This window comes from Pseudomonas helvetica (assembly GCF_039908645.1).
Classification (GTDB): domain Bacteria; phylum Pseudomonadota; class Gammaproteobacteria; order Pseudomonadales; family Pseudomonadaceae; genus Aquipseudomonas; species Aquipseudomonas helvetica.
On sequence record NZ_CP150917.1, the window covers coordinates 4,752,353 to 4,770,317 of the forward strand.

Annotated in this window: 11 protein-coding genes and 1 riboswitch; of the genes, 2 read left to right on the plus strand and 9 right to left on the minus strand. The window is 60.0% G+C overall.

The window, feature by feature from the left end:
- Positions 1 to 21: 21 nt before the first annotated feature.
- Complete coding sequence (alaS, locus tag AABM55_RS22160; RefSeq protein ID WP_054593613.1) at positions 22 to 2,643, minus strand: alanine--tRNA ligase; 2,622 nt, start codon at positions 2,641 to 2,643, stop codon at positions 22 to 24.
- Positions 2,644 to 2,789: 146 nt separating this feature from the next.
- Positions 2,790 to 3,794, minus strand: a complete 1,005-nt coding sequence (ltaE, locus tag AABM55_RS22165; protein ID WP_347927766.1) for a low-specificity L-threonine aldolase — start codon at positions 3,792 to 3,794, stop codon at positions 2,790 to 2,792.
- A 215-nt stretch (positions 3,795 to 4,009) separates the two neighbouring features.
- Positions 4,010 to 4,180: riboswitch (FMN riboswitch) on the plus strand.
- Positions 4,181 to 4,300: 120 nt separating this feature from the next.
- On the opposite strand from ltaE, the gene AABM55_RS22170 reads away from it, so the two are divergent.
- Complete coding sequence (locus AABM55_RS22170) at positions 4,301 to 4,810, plus strand: 6,7-dimethyl-8-ribityllumazine synthase (protein ID WP_054593615.1); 510 nt, start codon at positions 4,301 to 4,303, stop codon at positions 4,808 to 4,810.
- Positions 4,811 to 4,932: 122 nt separating this feature from the next.
- Here AABM55_RS22170 and astE read toward each other — a convergent pair whose 3' ends face one another.
- The 7 genes from astE to AABM55_RS22205 form a co-directional block, all read right to left on the minus strand.
- Positions 4,933 to 5,943, minus strand: a complete 1,011-nt coding sequence (gene astE, locus AABM55_RS22175) for a succinylglutamate desuccinylase (RefSeq protein ID WP_347927767.1) — start codon at positions 5,941 to 5,943, stop codon at positions 4,933 to 4,935.
- A 12-nt stretch (positions 5,944 to 5,955) separates the two neighbouring features.
- Positions 5,956 to 6,243 (minus strand): hypothetical protein, encoded by a 288-nt coding sequence (locus tag AABM55_RS22180; protein ID WP_019693158.1) that lies wholly within the window; start codon positions 6,241 to 6,243, stop codon positions 5,956 to 5,958.
- Between the two features lie 63 nt (positions 6,244 to 6,306).
- Positions 6,307 to 7,653, minus strand: coding sequence for an N-succinylarginine dihydrolase (gene astB, locus AABM55_RS22185; protein WP_054593617.1), 1,347 nt, complete (start codon positions 7,651 to 7,653; stop codon positions 6,307 to 6,309).
- Positions 7,654 to 7,858: 205 nt separating this feature from the next.
- Entirely contained in the window at positions 7,859 to 9,328 is a 1,470-nt protein-coding gene (gene astD, locus AABM55_RS22190; protein WP_347930079.1) for a succinylglutamate-semialdehyde dehydrogenase, read from the minus strand.
- A complete protein-coding gene (astA, locus tag AABM55_RS22195; RefSeq protein WP_054593619.1) occupies positions 9,325 to 10,350 on the minus strand; it encodes an arginine N-succinyltransferase in 1,026 nt (341 codons plus the stop codon). Before astA ends, astD begins: the two co-directional genes overlap by 4 nt.
- Positions 10,351 to 10,418: 68 nt before the next feature.
- On the minus strand, positions 10,419 to 11,438 hold the full coding sequence (gene aruF, locus AABM55_RS22200) for an arginine/ornithine succinyltransferase subunit alpha (protein ID WP_347927768.1): 1,020 nt from the start codon (positions 11,436 to 11,438) through the stop codon (positions 10,419 to 10,421).
- 298 nt (positions 11,439 to 11,736) lie between these two features.
- Positions 11,737 to 12,957, minus strand: coding sequence for an aspartate aminotransferase family protein (locus tag AABM55_RS22205; RefSeq protein WP_347927769.1), 1,221 nt, complete (start codon positions 12,955 to 12,957; stop codon positions 11,737 to 11,739).
- A 287-nt stretch (positions 12,958 to 13,244) separates the two neighbouring features.
- Here AABM55_RS22205 and AABM55_RS22210 point away from each other — a divergent pair, with 287 nt between their 5' ends.
- The gene (locus tag AABM55_RS22210; protein ID WP_347927770.1) at positions 13,245 to 17,960 is read left to right on the plus strand and encodes a DUF6543 domain-containing protein; all 4,716 of its coding nucleotides are present in this window, start codon (positions 13,245 to 13,247) and stop codon (positions 17,958 to 17,960) included.
- Positions 17,961 to 17,965: the final 5 nt, after the last annotated feature.

The following is a 17,965-nucleotide window of genomic DNA, read 5'->3' on the forward strand; positions in this document are numbered from 1 at the left end:
CGACGGGCTCGGCACGCAGCCTTAAATACCCTGCTCTACAAACGGCACGGTCAGGGCCAATGCAGCATCCAGTGCGCCAGCGTCGGTACCGCCGCCTTGCGCCATGTCTGGACGACCACCGCCCTTCCCGCCCACTGCTGCAGCGGCTTGCTTCATCAAATCACCGGCTTTGAGTTGGCCAGTCAGGTCCTTGGTTACACCCGCAACCAGCACGACCTTTTCCTCATGGACACTGCCGAGCAGGATCACTGCGCGGCCGAGTTTGTTCTTCAGTTGATCGACCAGCGCCAGCAGCGCCTTGCCGTCCTGACCGTCGAGACGCACGGCCAGGACTTTCACGCCTTTGACGTCCTGGGCAGAAGCCGACAGGTCGTCGCCCGCCGCACTGGCGGCCTTGGCTTGCAACTGCTCGAGTTGCTTTTCCAGCAGACGGTTGCGCTCAAGCACAGCCGACAGCTTGTCGATCAGGTTGTCGCGGCTGCCCTTGACCAGGTTGGCCGCTTCCTTGAGTTGCTCTTCCGCAGCGTTCAGGTAAGCCAGTGCCGCAGCGCCTGTCACCGCTTCGATACGACGCACGCCAGAAGCCACGCCGCCTTCGCTGATGATTTTCAGCAGGCCGATGTCGCCGGTACGATTGGCATGGATACCACCGCACAGCTCGACGGAGAAGTCGCCCATGCTCAGTACGCGCACGCTGTCGCCGTACTTCTCGCCGAACAGCGCCATGGCGCCTTTCTGCTTGGCGGTGTCGATATCGGTTTCTTCGGTTTCAACTTCGGAGTTCTTGCGAATTTCGGCGTTGACGATTTCTTCCAGCGCTTTCAGCTGTTCAGGCTTGATCGCTTCAAAGTGGCTGAAGTCAAAGCGTAGACGCTGACTGTCGACCAGGGAGCCTTTTTGCTGAACGTGCTCGCCCAGCACCTGACGCAATGCCGCGTGCAGCAAGTGCGTGGCGGAGTGGTTCAGCGAAGTGGCGTGACGCACCTCGGCATCCACCTGGGCCTGAACCGGCGAGCCAATGGTCAGGCTGCCCGAATCCAGCACACCGTGGTGCAGGAATGCACCGCCAGTCTTGGTGGTGTCGCGCACGTCGAAACGCGCAGCGCCTGCCTGCAGGTAACCGCAGTCACCGATCTGACCGCCGGATTCCGCATAGAACGGCGTCTGATCGAGAACGACCACGCCCTCTTCGCCTTCGCTCAATACGTCGACCGATTGCCCGTCTTTATACAGAGCAACGATTTTTGCCGAACCGCTGTGAGCGGTGTAACCGGTGAACTCGGTGGCCACATCAACCTTGACCAGGCTGTTGTAGTCCATGCCGAAGGAACTGGCCGAACGGGCACGGACGCGCTGGGCTTCCATTTCGCGCTCAAAGCCCTCTTCGTCGATGGTCAGGTTGCGCTCACGCGCGATGTCGCCGGTCAGGTCCATCGGGAAACCGTAGGTGTCGTACAGCTTGAACACCACGTCGCCTGGCACCACGTTGCCTTTGAGTTCGGCCAGATCCTGCTCGAGGATCTTCAGGCCCTGCTCCAGGGTTTTGGCGAACTGCTCTTCTTCGGCTTTCAGCACGCGCTCGATGTGCGCCTGCTGGGATTTCAGCTCAGGGAAGGCTTCGCCCATCTCGGCAACCAGTGCGCCGACGATCTGATAGAAGAAACTGCCCTTGGCGCCCAGCTTGTTGCCGTGACGGCAAGCGCGACGAATGATCCGGCGCAGCACGTAGCCACGACCTTCGTTGGACGGCAGCACGCCGTCGGCGATCAGGAAACCGCAGGAACGAATGTGGTCAGCCACAACTTTCAGCGAAGCCTGGTTGTCATTGGTGCAACCGATGGCCTTGGCCGAAGCGCTCAGCAGGCTCTGGAACAGGTCGATTTCATAGTTCGAGTGAACGTGCTGCAGCACGGCACTGATCCGCTCCAGACCCATACCGGTATCCACCGACGGTGCTGGCAACGGGTGCAACACGCCATCGGCGGTGCGGTTGAACTGCATGAAGACGTTGTTCCAGATTTCGATGTAACGGTCGCCGTCTTCCTCTGGCGAACCCGGTGGGCCACCCCAGATGTCGGCGCCGTGATCGTAGAAAATCTCGGTGCAAGGACCGCACGGGCCGGTATCGCCCATGGTCCAGAAGTTGTCGGAGGCGTACGGTGCGCCTTTGTTGTCGCCGATGCGAACCATACGCTCGGCCGGAACCCCGACTTCCTTGGTCCAGATGTCGTAGGCCTCGTCATCGCTGGCGTAGACCGTGACCCAGAGCTTTTCCTTCGGCAGGTTCAGCCACTTGTCGGAGGTCAGGAAGGTCCAGGCGTAGGTGATCGCATCACGCTTGAAGTAGTCACCGAAGCTGAAGTTACCCAGCATTTCGAAGAAGGTGTGGTGACGAGCGGTATAACCGACGTTTTCCAGGTCGTTGTGCTTGCCACCGGCGCGAACGCACTTCTGGCTGCTGACGGCGCGGGTATAGGCGCGCTTTTCCTGGCCCAGAAAGCAGTCCTTGAACTGGTTCATCCCCGCGTTAGTGAACAGCAGGGTTGGGTCGTTGCCCGGAATCAAAGAGCTGGAGGCTACACGGGTGTGGCCTTGCTCTTCGAAGAAGCGAAGGAAGGCTTCACGGATTTCTGCGCTTTTCATTAGGTTCTTCCACGGAGGCTGCGGCCAAAGGCCTGTGCGAATCGTCAACAGACGAAGCGACGGCAAAGGGCCGCATTATATCGGCGTTAGTGTGCAGGTACAGTGTGTTTGTACGATACAGGCAGTCAATTGGACGGCTAACACCTTCAGTTTTGAGAAAACTCGACGAAAGTCGCGATTACCTGCTCGATCTGCGCCCGGTTGACGTCCATGTGAGTGACCATGCGCAAACGTGAGGCGGCGCTGAGTTTGATCCCGCGCTCACCGGCAAACGCTTTGAGCGCCTCGCACTTATCACCCATCTGCACGTAAACCATGTTGGTCTGTACAGGTTCGACTGTATACCCCGCCGCGCTCAGACCTTCAGCCAGAAACTGCGCGTTGGAGTGGTCGTCCGCCAGGCGTTGCACGTTGTGATCCAGTGCATACAAGCCGGCCGCCGCAAGAATGCCGGCCTGACGCATGCCACCACCGACCATCTTGCGCAGGCGCCGGGCCTTGCCGATCAACTCGGCCGAACCACAGAGCACCGAACCTATCGGCGCGCCGAGGCCTTTGGACAGGCACACCGACACCGAATCGAAGTGCCGGGTGATTTCCAGTGCATCGACGCCCAGCTTGACCGCTGCGTTGTACAACCGCGCGCCATCCAGGTGCAGCGACAGACCGTGTTCATGGGTAAAGCGGCGAGCCCGCGCCAGATATTCCAGCGGCAATACCTTGCCTTGCATGGTGTTTTCCAGCGCCAGCAGCCGGGTCCGGGCGAAGTGAAAATCGTCCGGCTTGATCGCCGCAGCCACCTGAGCCAGGTCCAGCGAACCATCGGCTTGAACTTCCAGCGGTTGCGGCTGGATCGAGCCCAGCACCGCGGCCCCGCCACCTTCGTACTTATACGTGTGCGCCTGCTGGCCGACGATGTACTCGTCACCGCGCTCACAGTGGGCCATCAGTCCCAGCAAGTTGCTCATGGTGCCCGTCGGCACGAACAGCGCCGCTGCAAAGCCCAGACGCCTGGCCAGTTCGGCCTCAAGCTGATTGACCGTCGGATCTTCGCCGTAGACGTCATCCCCGGTGGCCGCCCTGGCCATCGCGTCGAGCATCCCTGCGGTCGGTTGGGTGACGGTGTCGCTACGAAGATCGATAACGCTCATGAATCAGGCCTCGGAATAGGACGCTAACGTCGCTGCTGATAAGGGAAATCTCTTTCGAAGGGGATTACTGCGGCCAACGCCGCGATTAATCAAGGCCCGGACCGGAAAAGCCGGTTCAAGCCAACGGAAAAACCGATGTATATCATCAGAAAGCAGCCATGCGCAGCCCACAAATATGTGTTAAAAACTCTCCGCCGCCAGAAAATCTGGCAGCAAAACGTTCTCAGGGCGGGGTGCAACTCCCCACCGGCGGTAATTGCGCGCAATGCGCATAGCCCGCGAGCGCTTGGTGTCACTGATGCTTCGGCAGCAGATGACGGCAAGGTCAGCAGACCCGGTGTGATCCCGGGGCCGACGGTCATAGTCCGGATGAAGAGAGAACGGGATTGGCACCAAAGGGCCGTCCGTGGGCAACGCGCATACTCTGCACGGCTGACCTGCACGTACCCTTAAATCCCATTCGATTCATAACGCCCTGTTTTTCACACAAACAGGAGTCAGAACAGATGCAACCCACCGCAATCGATAGCAAAAGCAAAAACCATCAGGGCGAGCGCGTAGCGTTTATCCAGGCGTGCTGGCACAAGGAAATCGTTGATCAGAGCCGTAAGGGCTTCGTCAGCGAGATGATCGCTCAGGGTTATCAGGAATCGGATATCGACTTTTTTGAAGTCGGCGGCGCCTTTGAAATCCCACTGCACGCCAAGCTGCTGGCCAAGTCTGGCCGCTATGCCGGCATCGTTGCCGCAGGCTTAGTGGTTGACGGCGGCATTTACCGCCACGAGTTCGTTGCCCAGTCGGTGATCAGCGGCCTGATGCAGGTTCAGCTGGAAACTGAAGTGCCGGTGTTCTCGGTCGTGCTGACCCCGCACCACTTCCATGCCGGCGAAGAGCACCAGAAGTTCTTCTTTGAGCACTTCGTGCACAAGGGCCAGGAAGCGGCAAAGACCTGCGCCGACACGCTGCACAAGATGCGCGCCTTGCGTCGTAGCGAGCACCGCGCAGTAGCCGTCTAAAACGCAGCATCGCCCTTGTAGGAGTAAGGCTTGCCCGCGATGCAGGCGCCGCGGTCTATCGACCAGACCGCGTTATCGTTCATCGCGGGCAAGCCTTGCTCCTACAGGGGCATCAGCGGCTATCAGGCCAGGTTTTCGGCAGTGGTTGGGACAATCAGAATGCCGGCGCGCAGGCCGTTCTTGACCTTCGGGTTCGGGAAGATGATTCGCGCACCCTCCTCCTCGACGATCCAGCGGGTCTGGGCGATGTCTTCGGCCAGCAGATAACCCTTTTTCAGTTCCGAGAAGTTCTCGATGTCCGCCGGCAGGTTCAAGTGGAAGCTGTCGCTGTGCTTGATGATTTCCCGCGCCACGCTGAACAGTTGCAAACCATCCAGGCTCTGTTCTGCTGACTCCGGCTCGGTGCCTTCGATGATCTGCTTCAAAAGGGTTTCAAGGCGCGAGACGTTGACCCCGTCGTTCTGCCCGAACGGCCGGGCCTTACCCAGCTCAAGGGTGAAAGACTCGGCATCGAGCTTGTCGTAGGTGTACGAACTGAAAACGATGGACGGCTTGTTCTGCAGCAGCACCGCCTCCATGCCGGCAGCGCGCAGGCGAGCCAGTTCATGACGGGAATGCTGACGGCCTTCTTTCCAGGGATACAACGCGAACTGCTCGATCTTCGAGCCGCGGATCGCGGTGTGCAGGTCGTAGTGCAAGCGGGCGCGGTCGGGCAGATTGAAGAAACTCGCTGCCAGACGCTCCAGTTCACAGGCTCGCAGTGCTTCAGAGCCACTGCTGAGTTCGTGACGGCCGTTGAACAGCCGATTGACGTCCTGCTCGATAAACCGCTCGCCGCGACGCATGGCGTCAGGGTTGCCGAACAGGAACAGAATACGTGCGCGCGGCTTCAACTCTCCGCGGGCGATGTCATGCAACAGGCGATCGAGTAACTCGATCGGCGCTGTTTCGTTACCGTGGATGCCGGCCGACAACAGCAAGTCCAGGCCATTGTCACGAGCCTCGGGAGGCCGGACTTCCAGCGCTCCTTCGCTCAGCCAGCGCATCCGCACGCCTTCGACAGTCAGTTGAGTCTTCTCCGCCGGTTCACGGCCGGCGAGGGTCAGTTCAAGCAGTTTGCCGAGGGCGAGCATAGAGCGAATTCCTTAGTGATCGTGTTTGCAATCCGGGCCGTGCACGTGGTCTTCGTCACCGATTTCAGCCGGTTCCATTTCCAGTTGCAGACTTACCAGATTAGTCGCCAATGGGCGCAGCAGCAGGTTCGCGTATTCGGCATCGCCTTCTTCGACGTCAACGCCGATCAGCAGCTGGCCACGGCCGTCGTGCTGGATCCACAACTCTTTGCCCTGCCACATTACCGCAACGCGGGTGCAAGAGGTTTCCAGCTGAGTGCCGTCGGTGTCTTCAAGAATCAGCTGCAGGGTATCGCTCATTTTTACGTTCTCATCGGGAGATAAAGCAACGCGTCCGACTCTTCATGAGCAGGACGCGGGCTTTCAATTGATCTGGAATGGATAAACCGCGCCCAGTTTAAGGATTTGCGTCAGTTCATCCAGTGCCGTCCGGCACTCAAGCAACAATTGTGGGTCCGCCAGATCGCTTTCGGTCATGCGGTCACGGTAGTGCTTGTCGACCCATTGGGTCAGCGTGCCATACAACGGCGGGGTCATGATAACCCCTGGGTTGACCGCCGCCAGCTCGGTTTCATTCAGTGCGACACGTAACCGCAGGCAAGCCGGGCCACCGCCGTTCTGCATGCTTTGCTTGAGATCGAAGACTTTCACTTCGCGAATCAGGCCGCCAGAGCTGGTCAGCTCTTGCAGGTACTGCCAGACGCGCGGGTTGTTCTGGCACTCTTGCGGCACGATCAGCAGCATCGAACCGTCAGCGCGCGAGAGCAACTGGCTGTTGAACAGGTAAGAACGCACGGCGTCTTCGACCGACACCTGGGAACGTGGAACACAGATCGCCTTGAACTGACCGCCACGCTTGGCCAGCTTGGCCGACAGTTCAGCCAGCATTTGCTCGGTGTCGAGGAATGCGTCCTCGTGATAGAACAGCGCTTCGCCGTTACCCACCGCGATCACGTCGTTGTGGAACACGCCCTGGTCGATCACCGAAGGATTCTGCTGGGCGAACACCACACCGTCTTCGCTCAAGCCATGCAGACGGGCAACCGCTTGCGACGCTTCGAGGGTCTGACGCGCCGGGTACTTCTGCGGTGCCGGGTAGCGGGTATCGAACGCGCTACGACCGAACACGAAGAACTCGACACCGGCTTCGCCGTATTCACGGCAGAAGCGTGTGTGGTTGGCTGCGCCTTCATCACCGAACTGCGCCACGGCAGGCAACGCTGCGTGGTGGGCGAAGTGTTTCTGGTCGGCGAACATGGCTCCCAGCACGCGGCTGGTGGTCGGGTGCTCGATGCTGCGGTGGTATTTGCAGTTGAGGTTGGCGGCGGTGAAATGCACGCGACCGTCGGCGGTATCAGCGCTCGGGCTGACGGTGGCGGCGTTGGCCACCCACATGCTCGACGCCGAGCAGCTGGCAACCAGCAACGGCATCGCCTGTTTGGCCGCCTGCTCGATTACTTGAGCGTCGGTGCCGCTGAAACCCAGGCTACGCAGCGCGCCGACATCCGGACGTTCTTGCGGCGCGAGAACGCCTTGCTGAAAGCCCATTTCCATCAGCGCTTTCATTTTCGCCAGGCCTTGCAGCGCTGCTTCCTTCGGATTGGAAGACTGCTGGCTGTTGCTCTGGGACGCGACGTTGCCGTAGGACAGACCGCCGTAGTTATGGGTCGGCCCCACTAGACCGTCAAAATTGACTTCATAGGATTTCATCAGCGAGGCTCCACGAATCTGGTTTTTATAGGCATCAAGTAGCTAAAAGTCAGGCCACATTCCCGTAGCAGTTGCCGAAGGCTACGTTCGGCCGCGAAGCGGTCGTAAAACGGCACACCGTGTTCCTGGATCAGAACCCCGATCGCCTGAATTGCGACCGCTTCGCGGCCGAACGCAGCCTGCGGCAGCTGCTACAAAAAGCGTCTTACGACATCCGCACGCCTGGGGTCAGGGCGGCCGGCAAGGTCAGGCTTGGGGTTTCCAGCGAGGCCACCGGGTACGCGCAGTAATCCGCGGCGTAATAGGCACTGGCGCGATGGTTGCCCGAGGCACCCACACCGCCGAACGGTGCGCTGCTCGCGGCGCCGGTCAGCTGTTTGTTCCAGTTGACGATACCGGCGCGGCTTTCCAGCCAGAACTGCTGATAACGCGCTTCGGAATCCGACAGCAAACCTGCCGCCAGACCGTATTGGGTGTTGTTGGCTTCCGCGATCGCCGCCTCGAAATCAGCGTAACGGATCACTTGCAGCAACGGGCCGAACAGCTCTTCGTCAGGACGATTGGCAACCGCGCTCACGTCAAGAATGCCCGGGGTCAGCAACGCGGCGTTGGCCTGTGGCTGGGTCATTTTCAGCAGCGGCACGGCGCCGTTGGCGAGCAAGTGTTCTTGCGCATCCATCAGTGCCTTGGCAGCGGCCAGCGAAACCACCGAGCCCATGAACGGTGCCGGTTGCTGATCAAATGCGCCGACGTCAATGGTCGCGCTGACCGCCACCAGACGCGCCAGCAGCGTGTCGCCCCAGGCGCCTTGCGGTACCAGCAAGCGACGGGCGCAGGTGCAACGCTGACCGGCAGAAATGAACGCCGACTGAATAATGGTGTACACCGCAGCGTCGAGGTCTGCGACCTGATCGACCACCAGCGGGTTGTTGCCGCCCATCTCCAGCGCGAGGATCTTGTCCGGACGACCGGAGAACTGCGCATGCAGGTGGTTGCCGGTACGGCTGGAGCCGGTAAAGAACAGACCGTCGATACCCGGATTGGCCGCCAGGGCGATCCCGGTTTCACGCGCGCCTTGCAGCAGGTTCAGCACGCCAGCAGGCAGGCCGGCTTCGATCCAGCACTTGACCGTCAGCTCGGCGACTTTCGGGGTCAGCTCGCTTGGCTTGAACAGCACACTGTTACCGGCCAGCAGCGCCGGAACAATGTGACCGTTCGGCAAATGCCCAGGGAAGTTGTAAGGACCAAACACCGCCACCACGCCGTGAGGCTTGTGGCGCAGCACGGCAGTGGCGTCGCCCAGCGGACCGCTCTTCTCGCCGGTACGCTCGCGGTAGCTCTGCACCGAAATAGCAATCTTGTTGACCATGCTGGTCACTTCAGTCGCGGCTTCCCACAGCGGCTTACCGGTTTCTTCACCGATGCAGTGAGCCAGTTCGTCAGCGTGTTTTTTCAGGCTGGCGGCAAAGGCTTCCAGCACACCGATGCGATCTTCCAGGGAACGTTTGGCCCAGGCCGGGAAGGCCTGCCGTGCGGCTTGCACGGCGCTTTCGACCTGAGCAGCGCTGGCGCCCTGCCCCGACCACAGCACTTGCTGGGTGACCGGGTTCAGCGATTCGAACATGTCACCCTGGCCCGCCAGCCATTCACCGGCGATGTATAGCGAATTCATTATTTCGACTCCCGAGCAGCAGACAACGGCACGGCACGTACTTGATCGCCGGCATTGAGTTGAAGACGTTTGGCGGTCAACGGGTCGACCACCAGGGTACCGGCGGCAAAGCGTGCGGGAGCGGCAGTGATCCGGCAGTCTTCGCGTTTACGGTTGTGAATCAAAAATGGTGTCGCGTCATCACCCGGAGTGCCGATGGCCAGTACCAGCGCCTGGCTGTCGCGGACCGCGCGGATCTTGCCGGTTTCGCATTCAACGGCGGGACCTGCGTCGAAGATGTCGACGTAACCCTGGTAGCTGAAGCCTTCGCTCTTGAGCATCGCCAGCGCCGGCTCGGTGTCAGGGTGAACCTTGCCGATCACATTGCGCGCGTCTTCAGAGAGGAAGCAGGTGTACAACGGGAATTTCGGCATCAGCTCGGCGATGAACGCCTTGTTGCCCACGCCCGTCAGGTAATCGGCCTGGCTGAATTCCATTTTGAAGAAGTGCCGACCCAGGCTTTCCCAGAACGGCGAGCGGCCGGCCTCATCGGACACACCGCGCATTTCGGCGATGATCTTGTTGCCGAACAGCTGCGGGAATTCGGCGATGAACAGCATCCGCGCCTTGGCCAGCATGCGGCCATTGAGGCCGGAACGGTAATCGGCGTGCAGGAACAACGAGCACAACTCGGAATTACCGGTCAGGTCGTTGGCCAGGAACAGCGTCGGGATTTCCCGGTAGATGTTCAGCTCTTGCGACGCGCTGACGGTCAGACCGACCCGAAAGTTGTACCAAGGCTCACGCAGGCCGACAGCGCCGGCAATCGCGGAAATTCCCACCACGCGACCGTTATCGTCTTCGAGCACGAACAGGTAGTCCGCGTCGCCGCGCCCCGCTTCGCCGCGAAAGGTCTTTTCGGCCCAGCCAACCCGATGAGCCAGACGCTCTTCGTTGGCCGGCAAGGTGGTCAGGCCGGTGCCGGTGCTGCGGGCCAGGTCGATCAGCGCGGGTAAATCGCTGCTGCGTACGGGACGAACGATCATGCTATCTCCTCAAACGGGTCGCTCAGGCCACCCGTAAAACTCTCTGCTCTTAAGCCTGAAATCGGCCCTTAAACTGCCACCAGGCGCACGCTGGCACCTTCACCGACACCCAAGGCCTCGGCGGCTTCAAGATCCAGGGTTACCGGTTTGCCCGGCGCATAATCCAGCTCGAGCAATACCGCGCGGTAATCCTGCAACTGAGCATTGGCCACCAGGTACTGACGACCGGCACCTTTGACCGGCTCACCGATTTTCACCGGCACCACACGGCTCTGGGCGATCGAACGGATCCCCGAGACACGTGCGTGCAGGGTCGGGCCGCCGTCGAAAATGTCGATGTAGTGATCAGTCTCGAAGCCTTCGCGCATCAGGATGTCGAAGGTGATCTGCGCCCGTGGGTGCACCTGGCCCATCGCCTCTTGGGCGGCGTCCGGCAGCAGCGGCACGTAGATCGGGTAATGCGGCATCAGTTCAGCGAGAAAGGTCCGGCTCTTGAGCCCGCACAGACGCTCGGCTTCAGCGTAGTTGAGGTCGAAGAAGTTGCGACCGATGGCATCCCAGAACGGCGAATCGCCATTTTCGTCGCTGTAGCCGACGATCTCGGTGACCACTGAGTCCGCGAAACGCTCCGGATGGCTGGCGACGAACAGCAGGCGACCGCGAGAGTTGAGTTCCGCCCAAGGCGAACCGACCAGCTCCGGCAGCACGTAGAAACTGGTCAGCAGGCTGTTGCCGGTCAGGTCGTGGCACTGGGAGAGCACATGAATCTTGTTATGAATCTTCAGCTCGCGAGAGGCGTGCACGAAGGTTTCATTACGGAAGCTGTAGAACGGCTCCGAATAGCCGGCCGACGCGACGATGGCCGAGCAGCCCACCAGTTTGCCGGTGGCGGTGTCTTCGAGGACGAAGAAATAGCTTTCTTCACCGTTGAAGCTGACCTCGGCAGCGAACGACGCTTCGCTTGCGGCGATCTTGTCGCTCAAGCGTTCGACATCATCCGGCAAGGAGGTGACACCAATCGGGCTGTCCGCAGCCAGACGCTGTACCTCGCCCAGATCAGCCATTTGCGCGGGGCGCATCACCAGCATGGTGTCACTCCTTTCTCGAAAAACTCTTTGAGGAAAATAAACCGGGCCGGCCTTGAGTCACTCCGACTCAAGTGTGGGAGCAAACTTGTGTGGCGAGGGGGCTTGCCCCCGTTCGATTGCGAAGCAATCGTAAACCGGTCTCCACTTTCTGATTCAAGAGTGTGGTGACTGGTTTTAGGGGAGCTTCGCACCCCAACGGGGGCAAGCCCCCTCGCCACACAGGCTCGCTCCCACATAAGAACCGGCCCGGCATAAGAATTTGGTTCGACGCCTGAATGATCAGGCGTCGAAGGGACTATCAGGCTTGAGTCAATTTGGCCACGGCGCGTTCGAAGCGCTCCAGGCCCTCTTCGATGTCCGCGTCTTCAACCACCAGGCTTGGCGCGAAGCGAATCACGTCCGGGCCGGCTTGCAGAATCATCAAGCCTTCACGTTCAGCCGCGTTGAACACGTCCTTGGCCTTGCCTTTCCAGGCCTCGCTCAAGACGCAACCGAGCAACAGGCCCAGGCCACGCACTTGAGTGAACAGGCCGTACTTGGCGCCGATCTGCTCCAGGCGAGTCTTGAACAGGTCGTGCTTGGCTTTGACGCCATTCAGCACTTCAGGTGTGTTGACCACGTCGATCACCGCTTCAGCGACGGCGCACGCCAGCGGGTTGCCGCCGTAAGTGGTGCCGTGAGTGCCGACGACCAGGTGTTTGGCCAGGTCTTCGGTGGTCAGCATCGCCGCGATCGGGAAACCGCCGCCCAGGCTCTTGGCGCTGGTCAGGATGTCCGGCGTCACGCCGTAATGCTGGTAGGCGAACAGCTCGCCGCTGCGGCCCATACCGGTTTGTACTTCGTCGAAAATCAGCAGTGCGTTGTGTTGGGTGCACAGCTCGCGGGCGCCTTGCAGGTACGCAAGGTCAGCCGGCAATACGCCGCCTTCGCCCTGGATCGGCTCCAGCACTACCGCGCAGGTCTTGTCGGAAATGGCCGCTTTGAGCGCGTCCAGATCGTTGAACTTGACGTGAGTGATGCCGGTGATTTTCGGACCGAAACCGTCGGAGTACTTCGACTGGCCACCGACGTTCACGGTGAACAGGGTGCGACCGTGGAAGCTGTTGAGCGCGGCGATGATTTCGTATTTCTCTGAACCGAAACGATCGTGGGCAACACGACGGGCCAGCTTGAAGGCGGCCTCGTTGGCTTCGGCGCCAGAGTTGCAGAAGAACACGCGCTCGGCAAAGGTCGCGTCGATCAGCTTATGGGCCAGGCGCAAGGCCGGCTCATTGGTGAACACGTTGGACACGTGCCACAGCTTGTTCGCTTGCTCGGTCAAGGCACCGACCAGTGCCGGGTGGGCGTGACCCAATACGTTAACCGCAATCCCGCCGGCGAAGTCGATCAGCTCGCGGCCAGACTGGTCCCAAACGCGGGAACCGGCGCCACGTACCGGAATGAAAGCGGCTGGCGCGTAGTTGGGAACCATTACCTGGTCAAAATCGGCGCGTTGTACCGCAGCGTGCTCAACGGACATCGGAGTCTCCTGATGAGAAACACCCGCCTGAAACTGGCGAGCGATGAGGGGGATTGTAAGGACAGTTTTCAGCCCGGCCTTGCCGCCAAGCGACAACTTCTTATAGCGCAAACACAGGTTTGACCCGGGTTTACGGCAATGCGACAAATAGCGTCGCAAAGGCGCAGTTTAAACTGCCGGAGTACGTTATAGGCAGGCTTGTCCAGCCGGACGGTAATTATGTACTGCACGGAGCACATCGCCGTTTGTTTTCCTTGCGTCTACTTCAAACGCCAAGGAATCGGCCCATGACTCAACACGACGACGAGCTTGCCGCTCATCCGGACAGCCACTACCAACACCTTTCCACACTCCTCCCGACCTGGGTCTTACAAGCGTCGCCCGAGACACGCAACGCGCTGAAAAACGCCAGGCTCGAAACGCCTCACCGGTATCGCAATGCGACCCGCCTGCAACTGCAGACACTGAACGCACTCAACACCGAACACTGGTCCCATCGAAACCCGCTGGAGCAGATGCTGAGCAAACTGCAAAACGCTCGCGCCTTCGCCGAGCCGCTGCTGAGCGAAGCGTTGAAAACCCGCTTCGGCCTGGAGCTGGACGTCAAGAGCACCTTCCTGCGCCTGTACATCCCCCAGACCATCCCCTGGCTCCCGGTCAAATCCGGTGCCGCGCGCACCTGGACAGTGTCATTGCTCGACGCTGCCCTGCACAATTTCCAGGCATCGGAGACTGAGGTGGACGCCTATGAACCGGCCTCGGCCTTCATCACCGAACCCTCCGCCACGGGACAGTTCGACACGCTGCCAGCGATCAAGCAGCACATCTCCATCGCCGGGTTTACCCGGCTGTGCCGAGAACTGGATATCGGCGGCCAGTACAGCGCCTACCTAAACGACAACCTGGGCGTGACCAATCCACTGGTCGACGCCGTTTTAAAGCCAAGCGTCAGGAACGCGCAGCACGCCGCACTCAAGTCGGCACTGCACCAGGGACTGCTTCGACAGAATATTGAAAACGCTACCTGCGACGCGATTCTCGGCTTCCTGGAGGGACGCCCGGGCATGAAGCTGGACGGCGAGCCGTTGCACTGCCATGACCTGACGATGATGTCTTCGGCGTTGACCGGCATTGTCATTTTCGCTCCCAACCTTGAGCACTCTCGCCAGGCAACGCGAATCGTGGCCTATATCCCGGAAGACCCCGAGCATCCCGTCAAGCAGTATCCCGACACGCTGGCGTTCATGACGGAGCTGACCCGCAAGCTGCGCTCACCCGCCTACCAGCGCTTTTTCAGCCAGTTCGTCGACCATCAGGAGAGGGGGCATTTTTTCGCCGACCTTAACCGCCGCCTCAGCGCCGTGACCTGGCACCAGCATCGACACGGCGACCCGCTGCCCAGCTGGCGAGAGACGCCGATCGACAAACCCGACTTGCGATTTTCACTGAGCACGATCAGAACCGACCTGTGGTCCCACCTCTATCAACGACAACTGAACAAGATCCTCAATGATGCGCAAACTATCGCCGTCTCCACCGCCAGCGCCGACCAAGACGCACGATGGGCGCTGTGGGACGCCTTCAGCAAAGTCGCCTCAACGATCCTTGAAGTGGCCGCGTTCGTTGCCCTGCCCTTTGTTCCATTCCTCGGTGAACTGGCGCTGGCCTACATGGCCTACCAACTGCTCGACGAGGCTTTTGAAGGCATCGTCGACTGGGCCGAAGGCCTGCAAAAGGAGGCGTTCGGGCACCTGATGGGCGTCGTCGAATCGCTCGTTCAACTGGGGACATTCGCGGTGGGTGGTGTCATTGCCGTTGGAGAGATCAAACCCCTGCTGCCCCGCGACACACTGGCGCTGTTCGACCGACTCATCCCCGCCAAGGCTGCCGACGGCAAAACACGTTACTGGAAGCCAGACCTGACACCTTACGAGCACTCCGTAAACTTGCCGACCGAGGTCAAACCCGATCACCTCGGCCTGTATCAACATCAGGGCCAGACCCTTCTGCCCCTTGAAGACAAGCTCTATGCCGTGCGCTTGAATAGCGAGACCGGGCAGTTTGCACTTCAGCATCCGAGTCGGGCCGACGCTTATCAGCCGCCCCTGCGGCATAACAACCACGGCGCCTGGCAAACCGGACTCGAACAACCGCTGGGCTGGGACCGGGAAACCGTCATGCGTCGCCTCGGCCATAGCGTCGAGTCGTTCAGCAGCGCCGAGCGCGAACAGATCCTGCGGATCAGCGGCTTTCACGACAACGTATTGCGCGAAACGCATGTCGAAAATTATCGCCCGCCGTCGCTGCTGACCGACACCATCAAGCGCTTCAAGATCGATCGGGACATCCGGGCCTTGATCGAGCAGACCAGCAGCGACCAACCCGAGCATTATCAGGCCCTGAACCAGCGCAAATCGCTGTTCGAATCTCGCTACCGCGAACTTGAAAAAACCGATGATCAGCAGGTTCAGCTACTGCTCGGTACAGTTCAGAACTTACCGACCGACATCGCGCAAGAACTGCTGAGCAATGCAACAGGCAGCGAGTTGATGAGCCTGCACAACGGTCGAGTGCCGCAGCGACTCAAGGACGTGGCGCTAAAAGCCATGGAGGCCGTGCGTGTCGCCAGAGCCTATGAAGGGTTTTATCTTGAAGACATGGAGTCGGCAGATACCCACCGACTGGCTTTGCATAGTCTCGAATCATTGCCCGGCTGGCCCGAGCGCCTGCGCATCGAGGTGAGGGATTATTCGCACGACGGCACCTTGCGCGACAGCATTGGCCAGGCCGACGCGCCGATCCTGAGAACGCTGGTGCTTGCTGATGACTTCACCTACCAGGTGCACGAGAACAAAAAACCATCCGGCGACTTTTATCACGCCATCCTTCTGGCGTTGCCGGATGCAGATCGCACGGCATTGGGCTTCACCCTCGAAGACCGTGAGGCCCTCAAGCAGCGCATCGCCGAACACGCTGCGGACCAACCGACGTTACGCACACTGCTCGCAAAACACCCTCATCGAAAACCGTTCTACGACCCGACAACCATGCGCCTGCCGGGTGGCACGCAGGGTTACAGTCGCAACAACCGCACGACGCCGACCCTCAACGACAGGGTTCGCGAGGTTTACCCCAGCCTTTCAGCGGAAGAACTCGAGCCCATGGTCCTGGCACTACAGCGTCATCCCGACGGCGCTCGCGTAGAGCTCTCACGCCTGGCCAACGAGCTCGAACAACTGCATCGGGACCTGGGAACCTGGGTAACCGATACGCCCACCGTCCACCCCGAAACCAGGGTTGCGCTCAGCGATCTGGAGCAACAGGTCGCGCACCACAATCGCCGCTTACTGGCCCAGGAAATCCAGCGTAGCTGGCGCCGACAATCCGATCGGGACTTTGACGCCCCGGATGGCACCGGCCGGTATGTGCTCAGGTTCGCAGAACCATTACTCGGTGATCTGCCGACACTGACTGCCGATTTCAGTCATGTGTCACTGCTGTCTCTGGAAGGCAGCCGTGCGGCACATGGCGTCCACGGTTTTCTGCAGAACTTCAAAGGTCTGCACCGTCTCGATTTGCGCCGTTTCTCCCTGACCACCCTCCCCGACGCCATTACCCGAATGCCCAACCTCGACGCGCTGGTGCTCAGTGATTGCGGCATCCAGCTCGACGCTGTCACTTGGTCGAAACTGTCTTTATTGAACAAACTGGTCATGCTGGATCTGTTCAACAATCCGTTCAGTGCGGTGCCCAGCGTCGAATCGATGCCCGAACTCGTTCACCTTGACCTGAGCCATACCGGCCTGACCGACATTCCCGCCGGCATCATGCACCACCCCAAGCTCGACACCGCCAGACTTTCCGGCAACAGCATCAGCGAACTGCCTCGCGAATTATTCGACAGTCCGGCGTACCAAAAACACAGCGTGTTTCTTACGCATAACCCACTCTCCGAGAATGCGCGACAACGGATCAAGCGCCACTACGTCGACTCCCTCTTTGACCTGGGGGTCTCTGCCCCTGAGGCGGATATCGAACGAGTCAGGGCGCTGTACCCGAACCTGGAGGTCGAGCAGGCGAGCGACTTTGTGTACGAGTTGCCCGGCACACTGAAAGACGGTCGACTTGAACTGGCAAGCCTGGAAGCAGAGCTCAGTCGGCTCAGCACTGACTTGTCTGCCTGGACGGCCGATCTGCCGGCCCGACACCCGCTGACCGGTGAACCTTTCGATGCACAGCAACAACTCATCGAGCACTCGAGTCGCGACGAGTTCAAGCAATTGCTGGAACAGTGCTGGCGACATGAAACCGATCTGGATGATTTTAATGAGGCGCTTGAGCCCACGTTTGAACTCGTCATCCCCCTCCTCATCAATGGAGAGCTGCCGACCCTGAGCGCCGACTTCAGCCATGTGACGTCACTGGAGATACTGAGCGCCGATGGCATAACCCGCATCGGAGGTTTTCTGGAGTCCTTTCCCAAGCTCAAAAGTCTCAGGCTTCGCGACTGCAACCTGGGCAACATTCCCGATGCAGTGTTCAAGATGGGGCAACTGCGGTCGTTGTCGTTTCCGGAATGCCGCATCAGTCTGTCAGCGGAATCGGTAAGCGCGCTGGCGGGCATGGAACAGCTCGATTATCTCGACCTGGCCCGCAATCCTCTGGGGCGAACGCCTGACCTCAGCCAGATGACAGGGCTGGCGACCGTGCTGCTGAATGAAACCGGCATCACCGAAATTCCGCACGGCCTGCTGCAAATGACAGAGCTGGACTGGGCCGACCTCAGTGACAACGCCATCACCGAAGTTCCCAGCGATGTATTGGAACTGCCGGTGGAGCTCGCTGAAAACATCACGCTTAGAGGCAATCGGTTTTCCGAGGAGAGCCTGTTACGGCTGATCGGTTTCTTCGAACGGACGGGCACCGACTTCGGCGTGCAAGAGGTGATCGATCGAGGTGAAATGGAGATTTCGTCCACTGACGGCACCGAGATCGACGAGTAAAGCAG

Coding starts and splice junctions, on each gene's coding strand:
- astB (WP_054593617.1), bottom strand. CDS start 7,653: ATGAAATCCTATGAAGTCAATTTTGACGGTCTAGTGGGGCCGACCCAT.
- AABM55_RS22180 (WP_019693158.1), bottom strand. CDS start 6,243: ATGAGCGATACCCTGCAGCTGATTCTTGAAGACACCGACGGCACTCAG.
- AABM55_RS22170 (WP_054593615.1), top strand. CDS start 4,301: ATGCAACCCACCGCAATCGATAGCAAAAGCAAAAACCATCAGGGCGAG.
- AABM55_RS22210 (WP_347927770.1), top strand. CDS start 13,245: ATGACTCAACACGACGACGAGCTTGCCGCTCATCCGGACAGCCACTAC.
- astA (WP_054593619.1), bottom strand. CDS start 10,350: ATGATCGTTCGTCCCGTACGCAGCAGCGATTTACCCGCGCTGATCGAC.
- alaS (WP_054593613.1), bottom strand. CDS start 2,643: ATGAAAAGCGCAGAAATCCGTGAAGCCTTCCTTCGCTTCTTCGAAGAG.
- astE (WP_347927767.1), bottom strand. CDS start 5,943: ATGCTCGCCCTCGGCAAACTGCTTGAACTGACCCTCGCCGGCCGTGAA.
- ltaE (WP_347927766.1), bottom strand. CDS start 3,794: ATGAGCGTTATCGATCTTCGTAGCGACACCGTCACCCAACCGACCGCA.
- AABM55_RS22205 (WP_347927769.1), bottom strand. CDS start 12,957: ATGTCCGTTGAGCACGCTGCGGTACAACGCGCCGATTTTGACCAGGTA.
- aruF (WP_347927768.1), bottom strand. CDS start 11,438: ATGCTGGTGATGCGCCCCGCGCAAATGGCTGATCTGGGCGAGGTACAG.